Origin of the sequence: Bradyrhizobium sp. 147 (genome assembly GCF_023073935.1) — a bacterium.
Lineage (GTDB): Bacteria > Pseudomonadota > Alphaproteobacteria > Rhizobiales > Xanthobacteraceae > Bradyrhizobium.
Window position 1 is genome coordinate 1 of record NZ_JADPKL010000075.1, and the last position, 19,845, is coordinate 19,845.

Annotated in this window: 21 protein-coding genes; 9 read left to right on the forward strand and 12 right to left on the reverse strand. The window is 64.4% G+C overall.

Going from position 1 to position 19,845, the window contains the following annotated elements; genetic code table 11:
• Nucleotides 1–1,010: 1,010 nt before the first annotated feature.
• On the reverse strand, nucleotides 1,011–1,295 hold the full coding sequence (locus IVA87_RS16030) for a hypothetical protein (protein ID WP_247334181.1): 285 nt from the start codon (nucleotides 1,293–1,295) through the stop codon (nucleotides 1,011–1,013).
• A gap of 287 nt (nucleotides 1,296–1,582) precedes the next feature.
• Between IVA87_RS16030 and IVA87_RS16035 the strand changes: the two genes are divergently transcribed.
• Nucleotides 1,583–2,029 (forward strand): hypothetical protein, encoded by a 447-nt coding sequence (locus tag IVA87_RS16035; protein ID WP_247300796.1) that lies wholly within the window; start codon nucleotides 1,583–1,585, stop codon nucleotides 2,027–2,029.
• A 186-nt stretch (nucleotides 2,030–2,215) separates the two neighbouring features.
• Here the strand turns inward: IVA87_RS16035 and IVA87_RS16040 are convergent, their stop codons facing one another.
• Together IVA87_RS16040 and IVA87_RS16045 are read right to left on the reverse strand one after the other, a co-directional pair.
• Nucleotides 2,216–3,724, reverse strand: a complete 1,509-nt coding sequence (locus IVA87_RS16040; protein WP_247300671.1) for an amidohydrolase family protein — start codon at nucleotides 3,722–3,724, stop codon at nucleotides 2,216–2,218.
• A 554-nt stretch (nucleotides 3,725–4,278) separates the two neighbouring features.
• Nucleotides 4,279–5,121 (reverse strand): GNAT family N-acetyltransferase, encoded by an 843-nt coding sequence (locus IVA87_RS16045; protein ID WP_247334182.1) that lies wholly within the window; start codon nucleotides 5,119–5,121, stop codon nucleotides 4,279–4,281.
• A 108-nt stretch (nucleotides 5,122–5,229) separates the two neighbouring features.
• Between IVA87_RS16045 and IVA87_RS16050 the strand changes: the two genes are divergently transcribed.
• Nucleotides 5,230–5,931 carry an SDR family oxidoreductase gene (locus tag IVA87_RS16050; RefSeq protein WP_247300675.1) on the forward strand — a complete coding sequence of 234 codons (702 nt, stop codon included), beginning with the start codon at nucleotides 5,230–5,232 and terminating at the stop codon, nucleotides 5,929–5,931.
• An 8-nt stretch (nucleotides 5,932–5,939) separates the two neighbouring features.
• Here the strand turns inward: IVA87_RS16050 and IVA87_RS16055 are convergent, their stop codons facing one another.
• Entirely contained in the window at nucleotides 5,940–6,995 is a 1,056-nt protein-coding gene (locus IVA87_RS16055) for a serine hydrolase (protein WP_247334185.1), read from the reverse strand.
• A gap of 284 nt (nucleotides 6,996–7,279) precedes the next feature.
• On the opposite strand from IVA87_RS16055, the gene IVA87_RS16060 reads away from it, so the two are divergent.
• Both IVA87_RS16060 and IVA87_RS16065 read left to right on the forward strand, forming a co-directional pair.
• Nucleotides 7,280–7,669: a metalloregulator ArsR/SmtB family transcription factor gene (locus tag IVA87_RS16060; protein WP_247300678.1), complete on the forward strand. Its 390-nt coding sequence runs from the start codon at nucleotides 7,280–7,282 to the stop codon at nucleotides 7,667–7,669.
• On the forward strand, nucleotides 7,669–8,160 hold the full coding sequence (locus IVA87_RS16065) for an SRPBCC family protein (RefSeq protein WP_247300679.1): 492 nt from the start codon (nucleotides 7,669–7,671) through the stop codon (nucleotides 8,158–8,160). Before IVA87_RS16060 ends, IVA87_RS16065 begins: the two co-directional genes overlap by 1 nt.
• 195 nt (nucleotides 8,161–8,355) lie before the next feature.
• Here IVA87_RS16065 and IVA87_RS16070 read toward each other — a convergent pair whose 3' ends face one another.
• Complete coding sequence (locus IVA87_RS16070) at nucleotides 8,356–8,691, reverse strand: hypothetical protein (protein WP_247300680.1); 336 nt, start codon at nucleotides 8,689–8,691, stop codon at nucleotides 8,356–8,358.
• Nucleotides 8,692–8,899: 208 nt separating this feature from the next.
• On the opposite strand from IVA87_RS16070, the gene IVA87_RS16075 reads away from it, so the two are divergent.
• Nucleotides 8,900–9,397 carry a ferritin-like domain-containing protein gene (locus tag IVA87_RS16075; protein WP_247300681.1) on the forward strand — a complete coding sequence of 166 codons (498 nt, stop codon included), beginning with the start codon at nucleotides 8,900–8,902 and terminating at the stop codon, nucleotides 9,395–9,397.
• Nucleotides 9,398–9,520: 123 nt separating this feature from the next.
• The gene (locus IVA87_RS16080; RefSeq protein ID WP_247300682.1) at nucleotides 9,521–9,790 is read left to right on the forward strand and encodes a hypothetical protein; all 270 of its coding nucleotides are present in this window, start codon (nucleotides 9,521–9,523) and stop codon (nucleotides 9,788–9,790) included.
• Nucleotides 9,791–9,793: 3 nt separating this feature from the next.
• On the opposite strand, the gene IVA87_RS16085 is transcribed toward IVA87_RS16080, so the two are convergent.
• A complete protein-coding gene (locus IVA87_RS16085) occupies nucleotides 9,794–10,768 on the reverse strand; it encodes a tripartite tricarboxylate transporter substrate binding protein (RefSeq protein WP_247334187.1) in 975 nt (324 codons plus the stop codon).
• Nucleotides 10,769–10,805: 37 nt separating this feature from the next.
• On the reverse strand, nucleotides 10,806–11,687 hold the full coding sequence (locus tag IVA87_RS16090) for an IclR family transcriptional regulator (protein ID WP_247300684.1): 882 nt from the start codon (nucleotides 11,685–11,687) through the stop codon (nucleotides 10,806–10,808).
• A gap of 210 nt (nucleotides 11,688–11,897) precedes the next feature.
• Here IVA87_RS16090 and IVA87_RS16095 point away from each other — a divergent pair, with 210 nt between their 5' ends.
• Complete coding sequence (locus tag IVA87_RS16095) at nucleotides 11,898–12,740, forward strand: hypothetical protein (RefSeq protein WP_247334189.1); 843 nt, start codon at nucleotides 11,898–11,900, stop codon at nucleotides 12,738–12,740.
• A 4-nt stretch (nucleotides 12,741–12,744) separates the two neighbouring features.
• On the opposite strand, the gene IVA87_RS16100 is transcribed toward IVA87_RS16095, so the two are convergent.
• Nucleotides 12,745–13,407 carry a response regulator transcription factor gene (locus tag IVA87_RS16100; protein ID WP_247300686.1) on the reverse strand — a complete coding sequence of 221 codons (663 nt, stop codon included), beginning with the start codon at nucleotides 13,405–13,407 and terminating at the stop codon, nucleotides 12,745–12,747.
• Nucleotides 13,404–14,786 (reverse strand): histidine kinase, encoded by a 1,383-nt coding sequence (locus IVA87_RS16105; RefSeq protein WP_247300687.1) that lies wholly within the window; start codon nucleotides 14,784–14,786, stop codon nucleotides 13,404–13,406. Before IVA87_RS16105 ends, IVA87_RS16100 begins: the two co-directional genes overlap by 4 nt.
• Nucleotides 14,787–14,981: 195 nt before the next feature.
• Between IVA87_RS16105 and IVA87_RS16110 the strand changes: the two genes are divergently transcribed.
• Complete coding sequence (locus tag IVA87_RS16110; RefSeq protein WP_247300688.1) at nucleotides 14,982–15,866, forward strand: DUF3280 domain-containing protein; 885 nt, start codon at nucleotides 14,982–14,984, stop codon at nucleotides 15,864–15,866.
• Here IVA87_RS16110 and IVA87_RS16115 read toward each other — a convergent pair.
• Genes IVA87_RS16115 through IVA87_RS16125 form a run of 3 tightly spaced genes read right to left on the reverse strand, consistent with a single transcriptional unit; the run spans nucleotide 15,856 to nucleotide 18,892 of the window.
• Nucleotides 15,856–16,887 carry an L-idonate 5-dehydrogenase gene (locus IVA87_RS16115; RefSeq protein ID WP_247334191.1) on the reverse strand — a complete coding sequence of 344 codons (1,032 nt, stop codon included), beginning with the start codon at nucleotides 16,885–16,887 and terminating at the stop codon, nucleotides 15,856–15,858. The genes IVA87_RS16110 and IVA87_RS16115 overlap by 11 nt on opposite strands.
• Nucleotides 16,888–16,913: 26 nt before the next feature.
• Complete coding sequence (locus tag IVA87_RS16120) at nucleotides 16,914–17,681, reverse strand: SDR family oxidoreductase (RefSeq protein WP_247300690.1); 768 nt, start codon at nucleotides 17,679–17,681, stop codon at nucleotides 16,914–16,916.
• 11 nt (nucleotides 17,682–17,692) lie between these two features.
• Nucleotides 17,693–18,892 (reverse strand): mandelate racemase/muconate lactonizing enzyme family protein, encoded by a 1,200-nt coding sequence (locus tag IVA87_RS16125; protein WP_247334192.1) that lies wholly within the window; start codon nucleotides 18,890–18,892, stop codon nucleotides 17,693–17,695.
• A gap of 172 nt (nucleotides 18,893–19,064) precedes the next feature.
• On the opposite strand from IVA87_RS16125, the gene IVA87_RS16130 reads away from it, so the two are divergent.
• On the forward strand, nucleotides 19,065–19,832 hold the full coding sequence (locus IVA87_RS16130; protein ID WP_247300797.1) for a GntR family transcriptional regulator: 768 nt from the start codon (nucleotides 19,065–19,067) through the stop codon (nucleotides 19,830–19,832).
• Nucleotides 19,833–19,845 lie beyond the last annotated feature (13 nt).

A 19,845-nucleotide genomic window follows, 5' to 3' on the forward strand; every position in this document is an offset into this window, starting at 1 on the left:
CGATAGGATGATCGAGCAACATCGTCGTCTCCAGGTTGAATGGATGCAACCTCAGTCTGGCCTCAGACTTGGTCGCTATCCACCCCCATGGAATCTTCGTCGCTTCGCTCCTCGCGATGACGGAATGTGGAGTGACGGCATCGCGCTTTCAATTCGCATTTCAATGGCAGGCACACCTTCGCATCCTCGCGGCTTGTTCGCCCGAGCTCTGCTTCGATGCCTTGCCCTCATAATTGAAAGAGGGCGCAGGGAAGACCGGGAGCCGGTTGGCTCCCATGGACCGCCATGCCAAGAGCAGGTTGCGTGTGCTTCATGCATAGCGGACAACAGGGCAACCGGAGACATCCCGACCTTCCCTGCGCGGATGGTTGGAACGGCTTATGTCGCGCTCTCCCCGGGGAGCGATGCACTATTGCCCCCGTCGCCTTGCCGATGGCTGATGCCGCGGTCCGGTTGGGCCGCTCACATCACCGCAAGACTTGGCGCACAGACCCCGGGCGCCAGGACCACACGATTTTGCCGTACGCCGATCACACCGGTCGAGCGCGCGAGGCTCTTCGCTCACGGCTGTCCGCCCTGCGAAGCTCTTCGCGCCGATGTGACCTAGCGTCCACCGCCGCCCGGCCCGCGTGTCGTGACGATCGCGATACGCCCTTCTTGCTTGGGTCGGGTTGTCGGACGCATACGCTATTTCCGAATTTCGGTAAAGCGGAATATTTTGGATGGCGCGGGTTGACCCACGGCTTGGTGTTTCGCCCCGCCGGAAACGCGATATCATGTAGCCTGGACGGAGTGCAGCGTAATCCCATCCGTGCGGAGACAGCGCTCCCGGATTACGGTTTGCTCCGTCCGGGCTGCGCCCGTTATCGCGCGTGACTGCTTCAACATCGTCCTTGCGCTTGCAATGGCGCAGGCGGCGACAACGGCGATCTTCAGCTCACAATGTATGCCGCAAAAGAACGACCCGCCGCTCGATGAAGCGGCGGGTCCTTGCAACGAAGCCCGGCTCGCTACCAGTTGCGATAGCTGCCGGTCAGCGTGCCGTTGTTGTTGCCGTCAGGACCGACATCGCCCTGCGTTGAGCTCGGGGTCGGATGGCGGGTGCCGTTGTACGCGCCATACGGTCCGGCGACATCCGGATAGTACGCGCGCGGCTGAATCGGTTCGTAGGCGGGTGCCGTGCGGTCCCAACCCACGCGCGGCCCGTTCCAGTCGTAGCCCTGCGCCGATGCGGCTGTTGCGCCTGCGACGAGCGATGCCGTGACCAGGCAGAGGAGTTTTGACTTGTTCTGCATTGAAGATGCTCCTTGCTTGTGTGGGGGCCAACGGTTGCAATGCGGGAGCGTTCCGGACGTATTGGCCGGGGTGCGATCAACTCCGATCAACTGGTTATGAATCGCGTGCCGCGGAACGAAATGGCTGCAAGGGGGACGGAAATTCCGGGCGTTCTGCCGCACCATGTTCCCCGTTAATCCCGTGCCTTAACCAAAAATTAATTATACGTTTGCGGGCGGGCGACAGCCCGGCCTAGCGTGTGGTGGGGGAGCCGCCACCCGCGAAGCCAAACGAGTTGGTGCGTATGATGATATCGAGATCACAAGGGGCGCTATTCGCCTCGCTCAGCGCAGCCGCGCTGCTCCTTAGCCCCAGCGATAGTTTTGCCAGACCTGGTGGCGCCGCGCCCCACGGGCTGGCCGCCGCGCCTCCGAATGCAATGGCGCGTGCGCCGATCGGGCCTGGCGCCCGATTCCACCGGCGCAGCAATCCCTGGGTCTATTGGCCCGGCGGTGGCGGGTTCTTCTACGACGGTGCGACGTATAGCCAGCCTTTCGGCGAGGCGGCTCAGTCGTTCTCCAGCGATGTGCGCTATACCTATACGTATGACGTTCCCTGGGATTGGGCGCACCGATTCCCGCCGAATGTCGTGCCGTCCGACCGGCCCTATGTGCCGAGCTGCCCGACGGAGCAGGTGACGGTGCCCGGCCGCGGCGGCGGCGAGCACACCGTCAACATCATGCGCTGCTACTGAGCGAGACCGTGTACTCATAAAGCAATGTGGGCTCCCGAGGGCCGAGCGGAAGGTCCGCTCGGTGAGACATAGCGGACTAGATTCGCTCACCCCGAGTTCTCCGCTTCTTGACCCCGAGCCGGGGTCGGATTTGCGGCAGCCGCGCGTCCATTGCCAGCGGAGCTTGCCCACGCTCTTGGACCGTTCCTATGCGGCGCGAACGTAGCCGTAGCGCAGGTTCGATGGTTGCTTGGAAGCTTGCGTGTACTCGTTCTTGAGCGCCGCGAGGCGGTCCTCGGAAAAGGCTGGCATCCTGGTATTCTCGGCCGCCTTTAGCTTGATCTTGTAGAATCTGGTTGCGTTGCCCGCGAAGATCAGCTGCTTGGTAGCGCTGTTGGCGTCGCCAAGCGGTGCAAAGCCGTACTTCTTCTGCATATCCTCCGGGATTTCGAGCCGGCGCAGCGCCTCGATCTGCCACTGTGGTGAACCGTACCAGACCGAGTCGGTGCCCCACATGACGTGGTCAACACCCATCCCCTTTATCAGCGTGCCAATGAGCGCGGCGCAGAACTTCGGATGCGCCACCGCCGAGTTGGCAAAGGACGTGCCGAGCTCGGCATAGACGTTGGTGACGCCGAACTTCTGAGGGATTTCCGCGAGATCGGTTGCCCACTGGATACGGCCGGTCTGCTCGAAATCCGCCCACGCACGATCGGGCAGCTCGAGGAACGGCCGCAGCGCCGAATGATAGATCACGAAGTTCATCTGCGGCCAATCTTTCGCGGCTTTTCCGATGTCCCACGCCGTTGCATATTCCCAGACGCCGGCGAACGACTTCTCGTAATCGGGCGGCAGCAACCCCTTGTGGATACACAGCGTGTTGATGCCGGCTTTCACTGCTTTCTCGTAGAACGGATACATCACCTGCTCGTCGTCGAGCCGCCATGGGAACTTCGAGGGCGCCAGCGGATCACCAATCGTATAGGACTTCCAGGAATCCGGTTTGTAGATCTCGATCGCCTTGTCCACCTCGTCCATCCAGCCGGGTTGCTTGGGGGTGATGACGCTATGCGCCAGCAGGCGGCGCGAACCGGCGAAGTCGTTGATCAGTTCTCGCGCCTTGACGATCTGCTCATTGGACAGCAGCCACCAACTCGGGTCGTCGAAGGGCGCGCCGCTCAGGAGCGCCATGTTTGTGTCGCTGTCGTAGTAGATCTCTTTCACATAGTTCTGGAACTTGTAGCGGGCGAGCGAGGAGACGCCTTCCTCCTTCATCTTCGGATTCCAGTGCTGGCTCGCAAAGTCCGCCAGCCCCAACAGCTCCTTGTGGTCGAAGTCGTCCCGCACGAAATGAGTCTGGACATCGAAGATGAATTGGCCTGCAAGGCTCTGCGCGCGGGCCAGCATCAGCTCAGGCTCGCGGGCTTCAGCGGGCGCGACCTGGAAAACATTGCCGTAGATGTCGTTCATGGCGAGGAACGCTGCCGCCATGCCGCAGCTCGTGTGCAAGAACTGCCTGCGGCTCAAGCCGAGGTGCCTGCCGTTGACATCAGCGAGCTCGTTGATCCGTGCCTCGACTTTCTTTTGCGTATCGCTCTGCGGGGGCGGGAGATACTCGCCATTGGAGACAATCTGGGTAGGGATAGGCGTTGCCGCCGATGCCGCCTCCGCGCCCGCGACGAGACGCTGTTCTCGCTCACTAAGCCAGGTGCTCATTGTTGTCCTCCCGTTTGTTGGCCGTCGACCGCGCTAGGTGCGCGCATGAGGCGCGTGTGGCTACTCCCAATCAGTTGGCAGGACCGAGTAGTCGTACCTCTCCGGTTCAGCTACGCATGAAGCCATCACGCGCCCAAAGCCTAGGCGAATCTCTGCATCGCTTCATCCTGCGAGAGCGGCAGGCATACCCGAGAAACCACTTGCGGTTATGGGTATCATCGCTGATTCAATGCTCAAACTTCTACTCGCGCAAGCGATGTGATTCGGCAGTCACGCTGTCCCAACGCCGCATCATTCTTTATTCTTTCATCTGATTTTCGGCCCAGCCATCGCAGTTCGTGCAACCATCGAACGTGATAAGCTGTTTCCATCCTCCTCAAGGTGCGATGAGGATCGAATGAAGCGGCGGGAGTTCACAGCGGCTACTAAGGTGCTGCTCGATTCGCAAAAGCGTGCGGTGGCTCAGCTGGCTGGCCGTGCTGTTTGTGCCGCTTTTGAGGGATGAGCGGACATCTGGAGCACCCAAACTAAGCGCGTGATCTATGAGTACACGCCTAGCCCAGCTCGAAGCTGGTCACGCCGAAGACGCGGTCGATCCGCAGCGGCCGGATCGGTCCCGTGTACATCCGCGCCGTCTCGAACACTGGTTTGAGCCCGAGCTCGCCCGCGAGCGCGATGGCCTCGCGATTGACGGCGGGGACATCGAGGAAGACCTCGCCGCCGGCCACACCTGCAAGCAGGGCCTGAACGATCGCTTCCGCCGCCGCGCGATCGTCGGCAACGAGCGGAGCGATCTTGTGACCCGTTTGGCACGGCCGGATCACGCCCCATGCGGACAGCTTGCCGTCGCGCAGCAGCGCGCGGCCGACATGGCCTGATGTGTTGATCCAGGCGTGCAGGAACGCGCTACGCGCGGCAGGGAAGACGGTGGCGTCATCGGCTTCAACACGTGCAAACGGGATGTTATCGAGGGCGACGACATCGGCAGGCGGTTTCGGTGGCGCGGCCACGGTGCCGCCATAGCGGATATTGGCGTAGGCGAGCTGGAAGCCCGATTTTCTGTAATTGTCCTGCTGCGCGACCACGCCATCGAGCCCGATCACGCGAGTGCCCGCATGCGCGATCGCCGCGTTCCAGATGCGCAGGCCATGGCCTTTGCCGCGAAAACTCTCGCGCACGATATAGAAGCCGAGGAAGGCGAAGCGGTCATTGTAATTGACGCAGGAGACGGTCGCGACCGGCTCGCCGTTGATCTCGCCGAGAAAGAAGCCTTGCGCATCGGGGATCGCGAAGCAGGCGGCGTCGGCAAGGCCCGGATTCCAGCCCTCGGCCGCGGCCCAGTCGATGGGGACGGCGATCTCCTCCGGACCCAAATTGCGGATCTGCAAATCGCTCATGACGAATGCTCTCGACGATGGACCTGCCGGCGGGTCTGGAGGTAGAAGGCCTCATGATAGGTCGGGCATGCGGCTCGCCTCAACGATATTCACAAGGGATGATCGGTCATGGCGGAGAAGGTTGCACTCGTCACCGCGGGCGGCAGCGGCATGGGGGCTGGGGCGGCACGGCGGCTGGCAACAGATGGGTTTCGCGTCGCGATCCTGTCGTCCTCCGGCAAAGGCGAGGCCCTCGCCGCCGAGCTCGGCGGCTTCGGCGTCACCGGTTCGAACAAGTCCAATGACGATCTGAAGCACCTCGTTGAGGGCGCGATGACCAGATGGGGGCGGATCGACGTGCTCGTCAACAGCGCCGGCCACGGACCGCGCGCGCCAATCACGGAGATCACCGACGAGCAATGGCATGCCGGGCTCGATACGTACCTTCTCAACGTGATCCGTCCCACCCGGCTGGTCACGCCAGTGATGCAGTCGCAGAGGAGCGGCGCCATCATCAACATCTCGACCGCCTGGGCGTTCGAGCCGAGCGCGATGTTTCCGACTTCGGCCGTATTCCGGGCAGGGCTTGCTGCCTTCACGAAAATCTTCACCGACGCGCATGCGGCCGACAACATCCGCATGAACAACGTGCTGCCGGGCTGGATCGACAGCCTGCCGCAGACCGAGGCGCGGCGCGACAGCGTGCCGATGAAGCGCTACGGCAAGGTCGAGGAGATCGCGGCGACGGTCTCGTTTCTGGCCTCCGACGGCGCGGCCTACATCACCGGTCAGAATATCCGCGTCGACGGCGGACTGACGCGCTCGGTTTGAGCGGCGCCTCAATGTGAGGCGAGGAGCCGCGCCAGTTCCGGCAGGATCTTGTAGCGCGCAATCTCGTGCGGATATTCGCCGCGATTGGCGAGCAGGATCAGGCCGAGCCGTCGCGCCGGCACGAGACCGATATAGCCGGAGGCGTTGTTGAGACCGCCCGGCTTGTCCACGACGGTGACGCCGGGCAGATGCACGCTCTCCCAGGCCATGCCCTGTCCGAATTTCTCGTCGATGCGGTGGGCCTCATGCTGGGTCATCCGCAACGCCTCGCGCAGATGAGGATCGAGCGAGCGGCCATCGATGCAGGCGGCAACGAAGCGCGCGAGATCCCGCGCCGAAGAGAACATCTGGCCCGTGCCGGAAAAGTCAAAATAGCTCTGCTGGTTGCCAATCGGGCCGATTGCCATGCCCTGGTCCGAATAGCCCTGGACCACGCGCCGTATCCAGGCCTCGTCCATGACAGCGCGGTTGTCTTCGCCGCGCTCGGGGACACAGGTCGCGGTCATGCCGAGTGGTCCAAGGATGCGCTGTTCGAACAGGGCCGCGATCGGAGCGCCGTAGCGGCGCTCGAGCACGAGCTGAAGCAGGACGTAGCCGGCATGGGTGTAGATGCGCTGCCGTCCGGGTGCGACGCCGGGCGGCGGTGCGAAGGCGTTCAGCATGGCGATGAACTGGTCGCGCGTAAACTGCTCGTCCGGCCAGGGCGGATGATCGGTCGGCAGCAACAGCCCCGAGCTGTGCGTGACCAGCTCGCCGATGGTGACGCGGCGGACGTAGTCGCCGTTCAGCTCGGGAAGGTATTTCGGCAAGCGGTCGTCGAGCCGCAGCTCGCCGCGCAGCGCACCGAGCGCCACGAGAGTCGCCTCGAAGGGTTTTCGCAAGGAGGCGACATTGAACAGCGTGTCCGGCGTCACCGGCCGTTTTGCCGCATCATCGGCAAAGCCGTAGGTGAAGAACTCGACATGGCGGCCGGCATAGAGGGCGGCGGCAAGTCCGCCCGCATGATCCGGCGTCGCGGTCGCCGCAAGCCCGTTTGCGACGATGTCGCGCATCTGCGCAATCATGTCGGAATCCGCCGAGGCGCGGCCGGGCAAGGCCAGTGCGAGTGGAACAAGCGCTGCCCGGGAGAGCGACCGCCGGGTGAGGTGCGATGAGGTGGCAACTGACGGCACGGCTCTGACGCATGATGTGATGCCCCCGCCGGGCCCGTCTTAACGTGACCGCGGGCACGGCCCAATTCACGATTGCGCGTTGCGGGTTCCGCCTGGCGGGGCCTGCACCCCAAATCACTTAGCCTGTGGGCTAACAATGATTGACGCGAGGCGGTGCTGGCGCTATAGTTAGCTTCATGGCTAACCAATTGTCCCGGCTCGACCAGATCTTTGCCGCGCTCGCCGACCCCACGCGGCGGGCGATCGTGATGCGGCTCTGCGCGGGCGAGGCCTCCGTCGGCGAGCTCGCCGATCCCTTCGACATGGCGCTGCCGAGTTTCATGAAACACATCCATGTGCTGGAGACGAGCGGGCTGGTGCTGTCGGAGAAATCCGGCCGCGTCCGTACCTGCCGCCTCAGCCCGGATGCGCTCATCAGCGCGGAAGACTGGTTCCAGCAGCAGCGTGCGGTCTGGGAGATGCGGCTCGACCGGTTCGAAGCCTATGTGATGAAGCTCAAAAAAGAGAAGGAGAGGGCGGCCGCCAAGCGTCCGTCCCGGACAACCAAACGGAAAGGTTCTGAGTGATGACGAGTTCTGCCAATGCCGCCCTTTCGCAATGGTCGCTCGACCGCGAGATCGTGATGTCGCGCGTCATCGACGCGCCGCGCGATCTCGTGTTCGAGGCCTGGTCCGATCCGAAACACCTGCCGCAATGGTTCGGACCGAAGGGGTTTAAGGTCGAGACCTTCGAAATCGACGTGCGCGTCGGCGGCGTTTGGCGCTTCAACATGGTCGGCCCCGACGGCACCGTCTATCCGAACCGCATGCGCTTCCGCCGCATCGAGCGGCCGTCTCTGATGGAGATGGATCACGGCGCCGACCAGGACGACGATCCCGGCCTGTTCCGCTTCACCGTCACCTTTGCCGAGCAAAGCAACGGCAAGACCGTGCTGACGCTGCGCCAATTGGCCTCGAGCACCGCGCAGCGCGACGCCATGATCGGATTCGGCGCCGTCGAATACGGCTACCAGACGCTGGACAAGCTGGCGGTGTATGTGGCCGGGATGAAAGGCTGAGAAGGGCGCAGTCATTCCGAGATCGATGCTTCGCATTGAGGTGGCTGCACGCGTTTTAGGTTCAGCAGCTCGGAAGGTTCTAAGTTCGGCAGCTCGGCACAGTCGGTGCGGCCCCAGCGGAGGGAATTCGCCGGGGTCGCATTAACGCGTGGCTCGGTCGTGCTCGGCTTTCGGAGGACCTGACCGATTGTCCCGCTAACGTCGCGGTGTGGTGCCGTCTGACGGTGGGGTAGTCTCGTTGCGCATGCCTTTGGGACTGGAGGCACCTTGTCCGCCGCGCTCCACATGCGTGATGTCGCCACCGCCGCCGGCTCCGGAACCGCCTGCGCCCGCACCGCCTGCGCCCGCCCCGCCTCCATCGCCCGAACCTGCGCCGGCTCCCGCGCCCGCACCGGCGCCGGCACCAGCTCCGCCGCCGGCGCCCCCAGCACCACCACCGGCGCCGCCGCCGCCCGCTTGTGCGAACGCTGCGCCGACTGAAGCGCCGGCCAGCATCGCGGCCGTGAAGATCGTCAGAAGTGTCTTACGCATGATCTTGCTCCTTGAGGTTTTACCACGGACCAATCACGCGCGTCGCCAACCGTTCCTACGTTCATTGATGTTGGAGGACCTTCCGGCGGTGGACCGAAACGCCCGGCTCCGATGCAGGTCGCCTGCGGCAATCAGCCCGGTACCCTTAGGAACAATCGCCCCTTCTTCCCGGTTGCGGCACGAAGCCACTCAAACGGAGGACAGGAAAATGGCTGACGCAGCCCGCGATACGTTCGTGGTCGGACTACGCAATGCGCACGCGATGGAAATTCAAGCGAGAGAACTGATGGAGCGCCAGTCGGAGCGGCTGGACGAATATCCCGAAGTCAAGGCAAAGGTCACCGCGCACCTTCAAGAAACCAATGAGCAACTGAATCGGCTGGAGAAGTGCCTTGAGGCCTGCGGCGAGAGCACGTCCGGCCTGAAGGACACGGCGCAGTCGGTCATGGCCAATATGATGGCTATGGCGCATTCGGTCGCCGGCGACGAGATCCTCAAGAACACCTTCGCCAACAACGCGTTCGAGAATTTCGAGATCGCCGCCTACAAGTCGCTCCTGACGCTCTGCGGCGCCGCCGGTGCGCCCGAAGCCAAGCCGCTGCTCGAAGCCTCGTTGAAGGAAGAGCAGCGTATGGCCGCCTGGATCGATTCAAATGTCGAGAAGGTGACCATGGAGTACCTGACGCATCAGCGCCAGGCCGCGTAGCTCTCCGCGTTCCCAGGATATCGAACCACCGGCGCGCCAGGGCGGCCGGTGGTTTCTCACGCTTGCAATGGGGGCGTGCGTTCGGCGCCGAGGAACGATCGCTGCACTCCGGCTTTGGCAGTGATGACGCACATCATCTTCAGTGACTATCGCAACCCCGCCGCCGAGCAGGCCTTCGAGATCGCCTGGGATTTTCTCGCGCGGACCGGCGCCATTCACGACGAATTCGAGGCCTGCGTGTTCCTGGCGCAACGTATCGCCGTGATGTTGGACGAGGGGCAGACGAACCGGATCCGCATGGCCAATCGCGCGATCTCCGAATACCAGCATCATGTGGACGTAGCCGATAGCCTCATCCGCAGCGGCGGCCGCCGTGCCGAGGGACGTTCCTGACCGTCATTCGCCTTTGAGGCCGGCGTCGCGGATCAGCTTGCTCCATTTCTGCGTCTCGTTGTCGATGAATTGGCCGAACTCGGCCGCGGTGCCGGGGCGCACTTCGAGGCCCTGGGCGGTCAGCTTGTCCTTGATTGCGGGTTCGGCGAGCGCGCGCAGCACCTCAGCCTGGAGCTTGTCGACGATCGTGCGTGGTGTCGTCGATGGCGCCATGAAGCCGTACCAACCGGCGGCGGCCACGTTGGGAAAGCCCTGTTCGCGCAAGGTCGGCGCCTGCGGGTAGAGCGCGCTGCGCTCGGGCGAAGCAACGCCGAGCACGATGAACTTGCCGCTCTGGATGTAGGGCAGCGCGGTCGGCAGCGCCGTCAGCGTGGCGTCGACACGGCCGGCGAGCAGCTCGGTGTAGGAGGCGGCGTCGCCGCGGAACGGGATGTTGAGGCCCTTGACGCCGGCGTCCCGGAACAGGAGCTCGCCGGCAAGGTGCGGTTGCGAGCCCGCGCCGGGCGAAGCGAAGGTGAGGCCGTCGGGCTTCGATTTGCCGTAGGCGATCATCTCCGGCAGCGTCTTGAACGGCGCGTCCGCGCTGATGATCAAGAATAGCGGCGCGATGACCGCCATTGCCACCGGTTGCAGATCCTTTCGCTCGTAGGTCAGCTTGCCGAACAGCGCTTCGGCGGTGGCATAGGGGGCTGCGCCATAGAGAATGGTGTAACCGTCGCCCCGCGCATGCGCGACCAAATCGTTGGCGATGCGCGTGCCGGCGCCCGGCTTGTTCTCGACGATGAATTGCTGGCGCAGGCTGCGGCCGAGCTCCTCCGCCAGCAGACGCAGCGAGATATCGTTGGAGCCGCCGGGCCCGTAGGGTGAGATCAGCCGCACCAGACGTGACGGCCAGGCGTCCTCAGCGCGAGCGGAAAATGACGGGTTCGCCAGGCAGACGGCGAGGGCGCCCAGCAATGTTCGGCGTGTGATGATCATGATGGCCTCCCGGACGTGGGGCGCCAGCTTTGTTTGTTCATGTCCTGGCGCCCTTCTTATTTTGCTTGCCTGTCTCGGCTGCCGGCTCCGCCGCCTTGACGATCGCGCGGATGCTGTCGGCGAGCGCCGCGATGCGCGGGCCGATCTCGCCCTCCAGCTGCCCCGGCTGGAGTCGGAATGCCGGGATGCCGCAATTGATCGAGAACGACTGCTTCGCTTCGCTCGCGTGAAACAGCGGCGCGGCGACGGCGTGGATCGAAGCCATATACTCGCCCCAGCAGGTGCAGAAGCCGCGGCTGACGCATTGAGCGAGGCCCGCTCGGTATTTGCCCTGGAAGGCGGCCCACAACTCGGAATCTTCGGCAACGATGCGCCGCTCCAGTTGGGCCGCTTCGGCCGGCGGCAAGATCGCTGCCGCGGCGCGGCCCATGGCGGTCATCACAACCGGAATCGGCATGCCGATGTCAGGGACGTGCGGGCCGACGTCGCCGGCGCGCGCAGTCTCGACATAGATCATGGAGGTCGCATCCAGCAGGCCGATCGAGACGGTGCCGCGGACACTCTGCGCCAGCTCCTGCATCATGGGCCGTGCAAGCTGGCGGAATTGCATGTCGGCGAGCAGCGGATGCGCCATGCGCAAGGCCCGTGCGCCAACGCGATATTTGGCGCGCCCGGGGGCGTAGCGGAGATAGCCGAGCTCGGCGAGCGTGTGCGTAAGTCGCGCCACCGTCGGTCGCGGAATCCCGGTCAGCGTCGACAGCTCCATGTTGCCGAGCTCCGTTGCTCCGGCCCTGAAGGCTTCGAGCACCACCAAGCCCTTTGCCAATGTCGTCGCAAACGCAGCGTCGTCTGCGCTGTCGGCGAGCACCGCGGCGGCCGACGAAGAGGCGAGGAGCGGTTTGGATGGGGAGCGGGCCATGCGGGCTTTAATGAACCGCAGGAGGATGGTTGTCCAATAAATTCAGGAATGCGCCGTTTCTGTCCAATATGCGGACAAAGCTAAATTCCCCCGCCTGCTCAGGGAACGCGCGGAAGGCGCCGCTACACACAGATTTTTGTCGTGATTCCACGGCGTCTTGTGACAGGATTATTACGAACACATGTCACGTCGATTACAGCGGAGCGATTCATGTTGCACTGGCAGGCACGGTCAAATCCCCTTGCGTGGTGGTGGGGATCCCTGACGCTGGTCAGCGCTGCCAATATCCTCGTCTGGTTCATGCTGTACCGCGAGTTCTACCCGACCGTTGCGGGCAGCCTCAGTGGCGGCTCGGATATCGGCCTGATGTTCCTGCTGTGCGCGGCCTATGTGTTCGGCTGCGCGTTTCGCTCAGTGCTGCCACGCGCCGATGTGCAGCGTATCTGCCTTTTCGACACCTGGCTGTCGAGCGTGTTCGTCGGCCGTACGGTCGCAACCGTCGCCGAAGTCTGCTTCGCGGCGCAATGGGCGATCATTCTGCATCAGCTCGGGACCATGACCGGCGCGCAGACCGCGGTGAACATCGCGCTCGTGATCGTGCCGATCATCATCATCGCGGAGTGCTTCTCCTGGTACGCGGTGGTGACCACCAACTTCCTCTACAACGCGATCGAGAATTCGCTGTGGGCGGTGACCTTCTTCCTCGCCGGCATCGCACTGTGCCGACTGATGCCGGAATTCCAGGGCGTGGTGCGCTGGGCGCTGATCGCGGGAATCGTCGGCATCGCCTGCTTCCTCGCCTTCCTCGTCACCGTCGACGTGCCGATGTATCTCAGCCGCTGGCGGGCAGGGCACGCCGAGGGCGGCAGGTTCCTGGGCTTCCTCGAAGGCCTGCACGATGTCGCGACGCGCTGGGTCGTGACTCACGACATCGCGCATTGGAAGGGCGAGCTGACCTGGATGTTCCTGTATTTCAGCGCCGCGGTGTGGTCGAGCCTCGCGCTCTGCGCACTCTACGCCATGGAAGGCTATCTCACGCGCTACCTCGCCTGAGCGCTCAGGCCTCGCCGAGATCGACCTCGGTCAAGATTCCCTGGCGCAGCGCCAGCCGGACCAGCTCGATGTCGGAGCCGACGCCGAGCTTGTCCTTGATCAGCGAGTGCAGGTTCGCCACCGTCTTCGGGCTGACATGCAGCGTTGCGGCGATCTGCTCAGTCGTGTTCTCGGCGAGCAGCAGGCGGAGCACCTCGAATTCGCGCGGCGTGAGCACGTCGGCGGCCGAGCTCTCGCCGCCGATGCGGCTGAGCGCAAGCTCATGGTCGATGTCGGGGCTGATGGCGATCTTGCCGGCGAGCACGTCCTTCACCGCGCGCACCAAGGTCTCGGGCGGACTGGTCTTGGTGACGTAACCCCTGGCACCGGCGCGGATCGCCTGCACGGCAAAGCCGGCATTCTCGTGCATGGTGAAGACCAGGATCCTTGCGGCCTTGTCCCATTGCCGGATCCGCCTGACGGCCTCGATGCCGCCGATGCCGGGCATGCTGAGATCCATGATGACGAGGTCGGGTGCCTCGGATTTGTACAGCCGGTAGGCTTCCGCGCCGTCGGCCGCCTCGGCGACGACGCGCAAACCCGGCTGTTTCTGGAGCACGGAGCGATACCCCTCACGGACGACGGAATGGTCGTCGACCAGCAAGATGGTCGCTTCAGTCGCGCTCATGCCGCGTGCTCCAGCGCCTGCCGATCGCCGGCCGCGAGCGGAATGAACACGCGCAGCGCGGAGCCATTGGGGCCGGTCTCGAAGCTCAGCCGGCCGCGAAGCGCGGCGACGCGCTCGCGCATGCCGAGCAGGCCCATGCCGGATTTGACGGCCGCCTCGTTCGGCCGGCCGTCGTCCTCGATCGCGAGCGCGATCTCATTTTCCGCCATGGTCAGATGCAGACTGACCTTCCTGGCCCCGGCGTGCTTGGCCGCGTTGGTGAGCGCTTCCTGCACGATGCGGTAGAGATTGGCGCTGACGGAGGCGGGCACGCTCTCGAAGGCGCCGTCGAACCGGATATCGATGCGGGTCTGGCCGCGGCTGCGGCCGTTCCACCCCGACACCAGGCCTTCGAGGCTCGCGACGAGGCCGAGCTCGTCGACATCGGGTGGCCGCAACCGGAACAGCGCGCCGCGCAGCGTCTCCATCATGCCGGTCGCGGTCCGGGCAATGCAGTCGCACTCTCCCAGCAGCCCGGGGCAGTCCTGCGCTGCCGTCTGGCGGGCGGACGCGGCAAGCGCGCGGATTGCGGCGAGCGACTGGCCGAACTCGTCATGCAGCTCGCGCGCGAGATGGCGGCGCTCCTCGTCCTGCAGCGCGATCAGCTTCCGCGTCAGCTCGTTGCGTTCCGCAAGCGCGATATCGAGGCTCTCGGCGAGGTGGTTGAAGACGTCGCGGATGGCGGAGAGCTCGGCGAGATCGAACGGCGGCAGCCGGGTCGTGAGATCGCCAGCGGCGATCCGCTCGAGGCCGCTGCCGATCATCCGGGTAGGACGCAGGGCGCGAGCGAGTGTGGCATAGACCAGCGCACAAAGCAGCGGCAACGCGATCGCCAGCGCGATCATCAGGCGACCAGCCTCGTGCCAGGCCTCCGCCGTCTGCACGGTGGGATCGACCGAGACCACGGTCTCGCCGAGCGTCGTTCCGCGCACGATCACTGGCCGTGCCGCCTCGCGGCCGGGGTCGAACAGGCTGCGATAGAAGGCGGCGAAGGCTTGCGGCGGCGGGCTCGCCGGGGCAGGCGCGCCACTGCAGAAGCGCTGAAGCATCTCGCCGCTGGCGCTCCGGAATCCAAGACACAGACCGGGAGTCATCACATGGGCCGAAACCGGATCAAGGTTCGGAAAGTCGGAGCGGGGGCTAGCCACCCACTGGACCTTGCCCTGTTGCAACTCCAGTGTCTTCGCCACGATGGCGGCGATACCGTCGATGCGGGCATGCGCTGCGCGTTCGGCCGCAACAAGGAAATAGGCGGAGATCGCGGCGAAGCAGGCGGCCGATATTGCGGCCACGTGGAGCGTCAGACGGACCTTGAGATCGAACCTCGGGCGATTCCACATCGGCGGGCACCTGGTGCGAACGGGTTTTGTCGCTCGTCCATTAAACGGCAGAACGCAACCCGCGGGAAGCGTTCGCGACCTTCCGCAGTGCAACGTCGTGAAATTTTCCCGGCGCTCGTCGGGACAATTACGGCTGCGTGGCCTCAGGCGACCCGTCCAGATTTGCGGGGCCGCTCCATCCCACGAGGCTCCTTCATGCACTGCTTCCGGCTGATTCTCTCTGCTTTCTTCCTCTTTGGGCTCTCTTCGTCGCGGGCCGATGCCGAGGCTGCCATTGGCGTTGCCATGGACGATTTCAGCTATACCGATACCTCGGGCGAGCCAGCCAACCAGACCGCCGCCCACGAGCGGCGGCTATCGGCGTTCATGGCCGCGCTGAGGCGGGATATCGGCACGGACCGGCGCTATCGGCTGCTGCGGTCTGCCGAGGACGGTGCGGCGTTCAAGGTCGTCGGCGGCATCCAGAAGACCAGCACGCTGGTGCAATGGGCCAAGGTCGCCGTGATAGACGTCGGCGCCAAAAGGCTCGTGATGGACAAGCTCTACACCTTCCGCGGCGACAATGATGAATCGTGGGAGCGCGCCGAGATCTTCGTGTCCCGCGAGGTCATGGCTGCGCTCGCCATGCCAGCGCCGGTCGCGCTTGCCGTGTTCGACTTCGAGCTCGAGGACATGACAGCCGCTTCCGCGACCGTCTCGGCCGCTTCGGACGCCTCGCATCTGGCCGAGGTCAGCGCCGCCGTGCGCGAGGCGCTCGGCCAGTCCGGCCGTTACCGGATCATCGATGTCGGCGGAGGGGCGGCGAGGGCGGGCGCCTTGCGGGATTGCGGCGGCTGCGAGGCTGCGATCGCGCAGAAGCTCGGGGCGGACCAGTCGCTGATCGGTGTGGTGCGGCGTGTCAGCCGCACCGAATACACGCTCGGCTTCCAGCTTCGCGATGCCAGGACCGGCGCCGTGGTGGCGCGCGGCGACAGCGGCCTGCGCCTCGGCGCGGACTATTCCTGGAAGCGCGGCGCTGTGCGGCTGGTCAGCGACCGGCTGATCGAGAGTCAGCAGGCCACCGACGCCGCTAGAAAGTAAGCTGCACCTTCATCGATTGTGAGCGGTCGCTGGCGAGCTCGAAGGCGGCGACCGCGCTCTCGAATGGCATGGTGGCCTTGATCAGCGGCTTGACGTCGATCAGGCCTTCGCCCATCAGCCGCACCGCGAGCTCGAACTCGGAATCGAAGCGGAAGGTCCCGCGGAGCTGCAATTCCTTGGCGACGATGGAGTTGATCGGCAGCGTCATCTCGCTGCCGAGGCCGAGCTGAACGAGCGTGGCTCCGGGCCGCAATATGTCCAGCGCGGTACGAAGTGCAGCCTGGTTGCCCGAGGCTTCGAACAGCGTGTCGAACACCCCCTTGCCCGCGCGCCAGGAATCGAGCGCAGTGGCATTGGTGACGACATTGATCGCGTGCGTGGCGCCGAGCTTCTTCGCGACCGCGAGCGGAGCGTCCGCGACATCGGTCACGACGATCTCGGCGGCGCCGCCGAAGCGCGAAACCAAGATCATCAGCGCGCCGATCGGGCCGCAGCCGGTGATCAGCACGCGTTTGCCGAGGAGAGGACCGGCCTGCTTGCCGGCATGCAGACATACGGCCAGCGGTTCGGCGACCGCAGCTTCGGCGAGCGACAGTCTGTCAGCGATCGGTACGGCCTGCGTGGCGTCGACCGTAATGAATTCACGAAAGCCGCCTTGCACATGGGGGACGCGCATCGCGCTGCCGAGGAAGCGCATGTCAAGGCACTGGTTGCGCATGCCTTCCCGGCAATGCAGGCACTGGCCGCACGGGTTGCTCGGATTGACCGCAACGCGCGTGCCCGGCCTCACCTGGGTGACGCCGTCACCGACGGAAGCGACCACGCCGGCGATCTCATGCCCTAGCGCCATCGGCTGCTGGATGCGGACCACGCCGAAGCCGCCGTGATGGTAGTAGTGCAGATCGGAGCCGCAGATGCCGCCATTGGCAATCTTGACGCGGACTTCGCCCGGTCCGGGCTCCACATCCGGATAGAGGTCGATCCGCAGGTCTTTCGGGGCGTGAATGACGACGGCGCGCATGGCTTGTTCCTTCAGCGGTTCGCGGGTCACATCGCGGCAATCATGCCGCCGTCGACATAGATGATCTGGCCGTTGACGTAAGTGGAGGCGTCGGAGGCCAGGAAGATCGCCGCGCCGACCAGCTCGTCCGGCTTGCCCCAACGTTTCGACGGGATGCGGCCCATCAGCCAGGTGTTGAAATCGCTGTTGTTGACCAGCGCCTCATTCATGTCGGTCAGCATGTAGCCGGGGCCGATTGCATTGGCCTGGATACCGTGCTGGGCCCATTCCACCGCCATCGAGCGGGTCAGATTTTTGATACCGCCCTTGGCCGCGGTGTAGGGCGCGATGGTCGGGCGCGCGAGCTCGCTCCCGAGCGAGCCGATGTTGATGATCTTGCCGCGCTTGCGTGGGATCATGCGCTTGGCCGCCTCGCGGCCGATCACGAAGGCGCTGGTGAGATTGGTCTCGATCACCTTGCGCCATTCGTCGGTAGTGAACTCGACCAGCGGCTTGCGGTGCTGGATACCGGCATTGTTGACGACGATGTCGACGGCGAGGCCTTGTCTGTCGAAGTCGTTGAAGGCAGCGACGATCGCGGGCTCGTCGGTGACGTTGAATGCGGCGCCTTCGGCCTGATGTCCGGCGCTGCGAAACTCGGCGACGGCCTGCTCAACGCGCTTGGGATCGACGCCGTTGATGATCAGCTTGGCGCCGGCCCCGGCCATGCCTTCGGCAATGGCGCGGCCGAGGCCGCGAGAGGAGCCGGTCACGAGCGCGGTACGGCCGGAAAGGTCGAAGAGGGCGGTGCTCATCTCAGGAATCCTTAGACGTTGGAGCGGCGCACGGTCAGATCGGAGCGGTCGAAGACGGCGGGCAGGAGGTCGACGCCGAGGCCGGGGCCTTCCATCGGATAGACAAAACCGTCCTTGATCATGGGCATGGTGGTGACGAGCTCATTGTACCAGCCCTTGTAGAAGGCGCGCACCGATTCCTGAATCAGCGTATTGGGCTGGCTGAACGACATGTGGATGGCGGCGATGAAGCCGATCGGGCCAATGCAGTCATGCGGTGCGAAAGGCCGGTGATAGGTTTCGGCCATCGCTGCGATCTTGCGCCCCTCGGTAAGGCCGCCGGTCCAGCACAGATCGGCCATCACCACGTGCATGGCGTCGCGGTCGAGCATGTCCTTGTAGGGGAAGCGCGAGCCCAGCGTCTCGCTGGCGCAGACCCAGACATCGGTCGAGCGCGCATATTCGGCCAGCGCCTGCGGCGAGTTCATCCGGATCGGGTCCTCGTACCACGTCGGCTTGTAGGGCTCGAGCGCGCGCGCGATCTGCTTGGCAGTCGGCAGATTCCATAGCGAGTGCAGTTCGACCATGATCTCCATCTTGTCGCCGACAGCTTTGCGGATCTTCTCGAACGGCTCGATCGCCTGCTTCATCTGAGCGGCGGTGATGTAGAGACCTTTGTTTTCCTGGGCGGCGGGATCGAACGGCCAGATCTTCATCGCGGAGATGCCGCTTTCCAGGAGATTTTCGGCGAGCGCGTCGGCGCGATGCATGAAGCCGTCGAGATCTTCGTAAGGTCCCTTGGAGGCGCCGAGATTCCAGTTCGCGACCGGGCCGATATTGGTCGAGCGGACATATTGGGTGCCGGCGCAGGTGTTGTAGATGCGCTGCTTGTCACGGCAGAGGCCGCCGAGCATCTGGTGCACCGGCTGGCCGCAGACCTTGCCGAACAGGTCCCACAGCGCGATGTCGATCGCCGAGGCCGCGCGGTATTCGACGCCGGTCGATGACTGCGCCATCGGCAGGTTCAGCATGTCGCGGTGGATGGCTTCGATGTGCAGGGGATTGCGGCCGAGCAGCCGGCCGGCAAAGGTGTCGTGAATCTGCGCCTCGACCGCGCCCGCGCCGTAGAAGGTCTCGCCGAGCCCGATCATGCCCGCATCGGTGTGGACGCGCACCCAGATGACGTTGGAGAATTCTTCGGTGCGCAGGGTCTCGATCGACGTGATCTTCACGGCAATAATCCTCCCATCGGGCCATAGCGCCGCTTTGTTTGTCATCTCTGCGCCGCCGTTTGCCGGCGGGCCGATGGGCAGTCCTACGCCTGCTTGTAATATTTCACAATATGTTTTAAGTCACAAACAAGGCGCCAGCTCGCAACGAGAGCGCAGGTTGACGGAGGACGACATGGCACGGCGCAAGCGCGCGCTCGAGGTGGTGAGAAGCGACGATGGCGGCGAGGGCAGGCCCTCCCGGCGCAACCGCCTCAACTTCTTCGAGCTGGCCTATCAGCGGATCGAGGAGCTCCTCGTCCACTGCGAGCTCAAGCCGGGCCAGTTCATGACCATGCTGGAATTGCAGCAGATCACTGGTTTCGGCCGCACGCCGGTGCATCACGCCGTCAATCGTCTCTCAGCCGACACGCTCATCATCATTCGTCCGCGGCACGGGCTGCACATCGCCCCGATCGATCTGGCGCGTGAGCGCATGCTGCTGGGCTTACGCCGCGACATGGAGCGCTTCGTGATCCGTCTTGCGGCCGATCGCGCCAGCCTGTCGCATCGCAATCAGGCGCTGCACATCGAGCGCCTGCTGCGCGAGCGCCGCGCCAGCCTGAGCCTCGACGAATTCAACAGCATCGACCGTCGGATCGACGCACTGGTGCTGGAGGCCGCGGGCGAGCCGTTCCTGGTGCACACGCTGCGGCCGCTGCACACGCTGTACCGGCGCATCGGCTACATCCACCACCGCTTCATGCCGGGGCAGACCGAGCTGTCGGGCACGATCGATTGCCATCTCGCCGTTCTCGCTGCGGTCGCCAATCGCCGCGTCGAGGATGCGGTGAAAGCGAGCGATGCCCTGATCGATTACATGGATGCGATATTCACCGGCATGGAGGCGGGGATCGATCCGCGTCTGCTCGATTGCAGCATCGAGCCGCTGCTCGGCGCGTGAGAAAGTTTGAAGA

What these genes read in the sequence shown, in the direction of transcription:
- IVA87_RS16085 (WP_247334187.1), bottom strand. Translation starts at nt 10,768, where the DNA reads ATGATCATCACACGCCGAACATTGCTGGGCGCCCTCGCCGTCTGCCTG.
- IVA87_RS16080 (WP_247300682.1), top strand. Translation starts at nt 9,521, where the DNA reads ATGACGCACATCATCTTCAGTGACTATCGCAACCCCGCCGCCGAGCAG.
- IVA87_RS16065 (WP_247300679.1), top strand. Translation starts at nt 7,669, where the DNA reads ATGACGAGTTCTGCCAATGCCGCCCTTTCGCAATGGTCGCTCGACCGC.
- IVA87_RS16040 (WP_247300671.1), bottom strand. Translation starts at nt 3,724, where the DNA reads ATGAGCACCTGGCTTAGTGAGCGAGAACAGCGTCTCGTCGCGGGCGCG.
- IVA87_RS16060 (WP_247300678.1), top strand. Translation starts at nt 7,280, where the DNA reads ATGGCTAACCAATTGTCCCGGCTCGACCAGATCTTTGCCGCGCTCGCC.
- IVA87_RS16030 (WP_247334181.1), bottom strand. Translation starts at nt 1,295, where the DNA reads ATGCAGAACAAGTCAAAACTCCTCTGCCTGGTCACGGCATCGCTCGTC.
- IVA87_RS16130 (WP_247300797.1), top strand. Translation starts at nt 19,065, where the DNA reads ATGGCACGGCGCAAGCGCGCGCTCGAGGTGGTGAGAAGCGACGATGGC.
- IVA87_RS16100 (WP_247300686.1), bottom strand. Translation starts at nt 13,407, where the DNA reads ATGAGCGCGACTGAAGCGACCATCTTGCTGGTCGACGACCATTCCGTC.
- IVA87_RS16090 (WP_247300684.1), bottom strand. Translation starts at nt 11,687, where the DNA reads ATGGCCCGCTCCCCATCCAAACCGCTCCTCGCCTCTTCGTCGGCCGCC.
- IVA87_RS16120 (WP_247300690.1), bottom strand. Translation starts at nt 17,681, where the DNA reads ATGAGCACCGCCCTCTTCGACCTTTCCGGCCGTACCGCGCTCGTGACC.
- IVA87_RS16055 (WP_247334185.1), bottom strand. Translation starts at nt 6,995, where the DNA reads ATGATTGCGCAGATGCGCGACATCGTCGCAAACGGGCTTGCGGCGACC.
- IVA87_RS16115 (WP_247334191.1), bottom strand. Translation starts at nt 16,887, where the DNA reads ATGCGCGCCGTCGTCATTCACGCCCCGAAAGACCTGCGGATCGACCTC.
- IVA87_RS16095 (WP_247334189.1), top strand. Translation starts at nt 11,898, where the DNA reads ATGTTGCACTGGCAGGCACGGTCAAATCCCCTTGCGTGGTGGTGGGGA.
- IVA87_RS16045 (WP_247334182.1), bottom strand. Translation starts at nt 5,121, where the DNA reads ATGAGCGATTTGCAGATCCGCAATTTGGGTCCGGAGGAGATCGCCGTC.
- IVA87_RS16075 (WP_247300681.1), top strand. Translation starts at nt 8,900, where the DNA reads ATGGCTGACGCAGCCCGCGATACGTTCGTGGTCGGACTACGCAATGCG.
- IVA87_RS16110 (WP_247300688.1), top strand. Translation starts at nt 14,982, where the DNA reads ATGCACTGCTTCCGGCTGATTCTCTCTGCTTTCTTCCTCTTTGGGCTC.
- IVA87_RS16070 (WP_247300680.1), bottom strand. Translation starts at nt 8,691, where the DNA reads ATGCGTAAGACACTTCTGACGATCTTCACGGCCGCGATGCTGGCCGGC.
- IVA87_RS16050 (WP_247300675.1), top strand. Translation starts at nt 5,230, where the DNA reads ATGGCGGAGAAGGTTGCACTCGTCACCGCGGGCGGCAGCGGCATGGGG.
- IVA87_RS16105 (WP_247300687.1), bottom strand. Translation starts at nt 14,786, where the DNA reads ATGTGGAATCGCCCGAGGTTCGATCTCAAGGTCCGTCTGACGCTCCAC.
- IVA87_RS16035 (WP_247300796.1), top strand. Translation starts at nt 1,583, where the DNA reads ATGATATCGAGATCACAAGGGGCGCTATTCGCCTCGCTCAGCGCAGCC.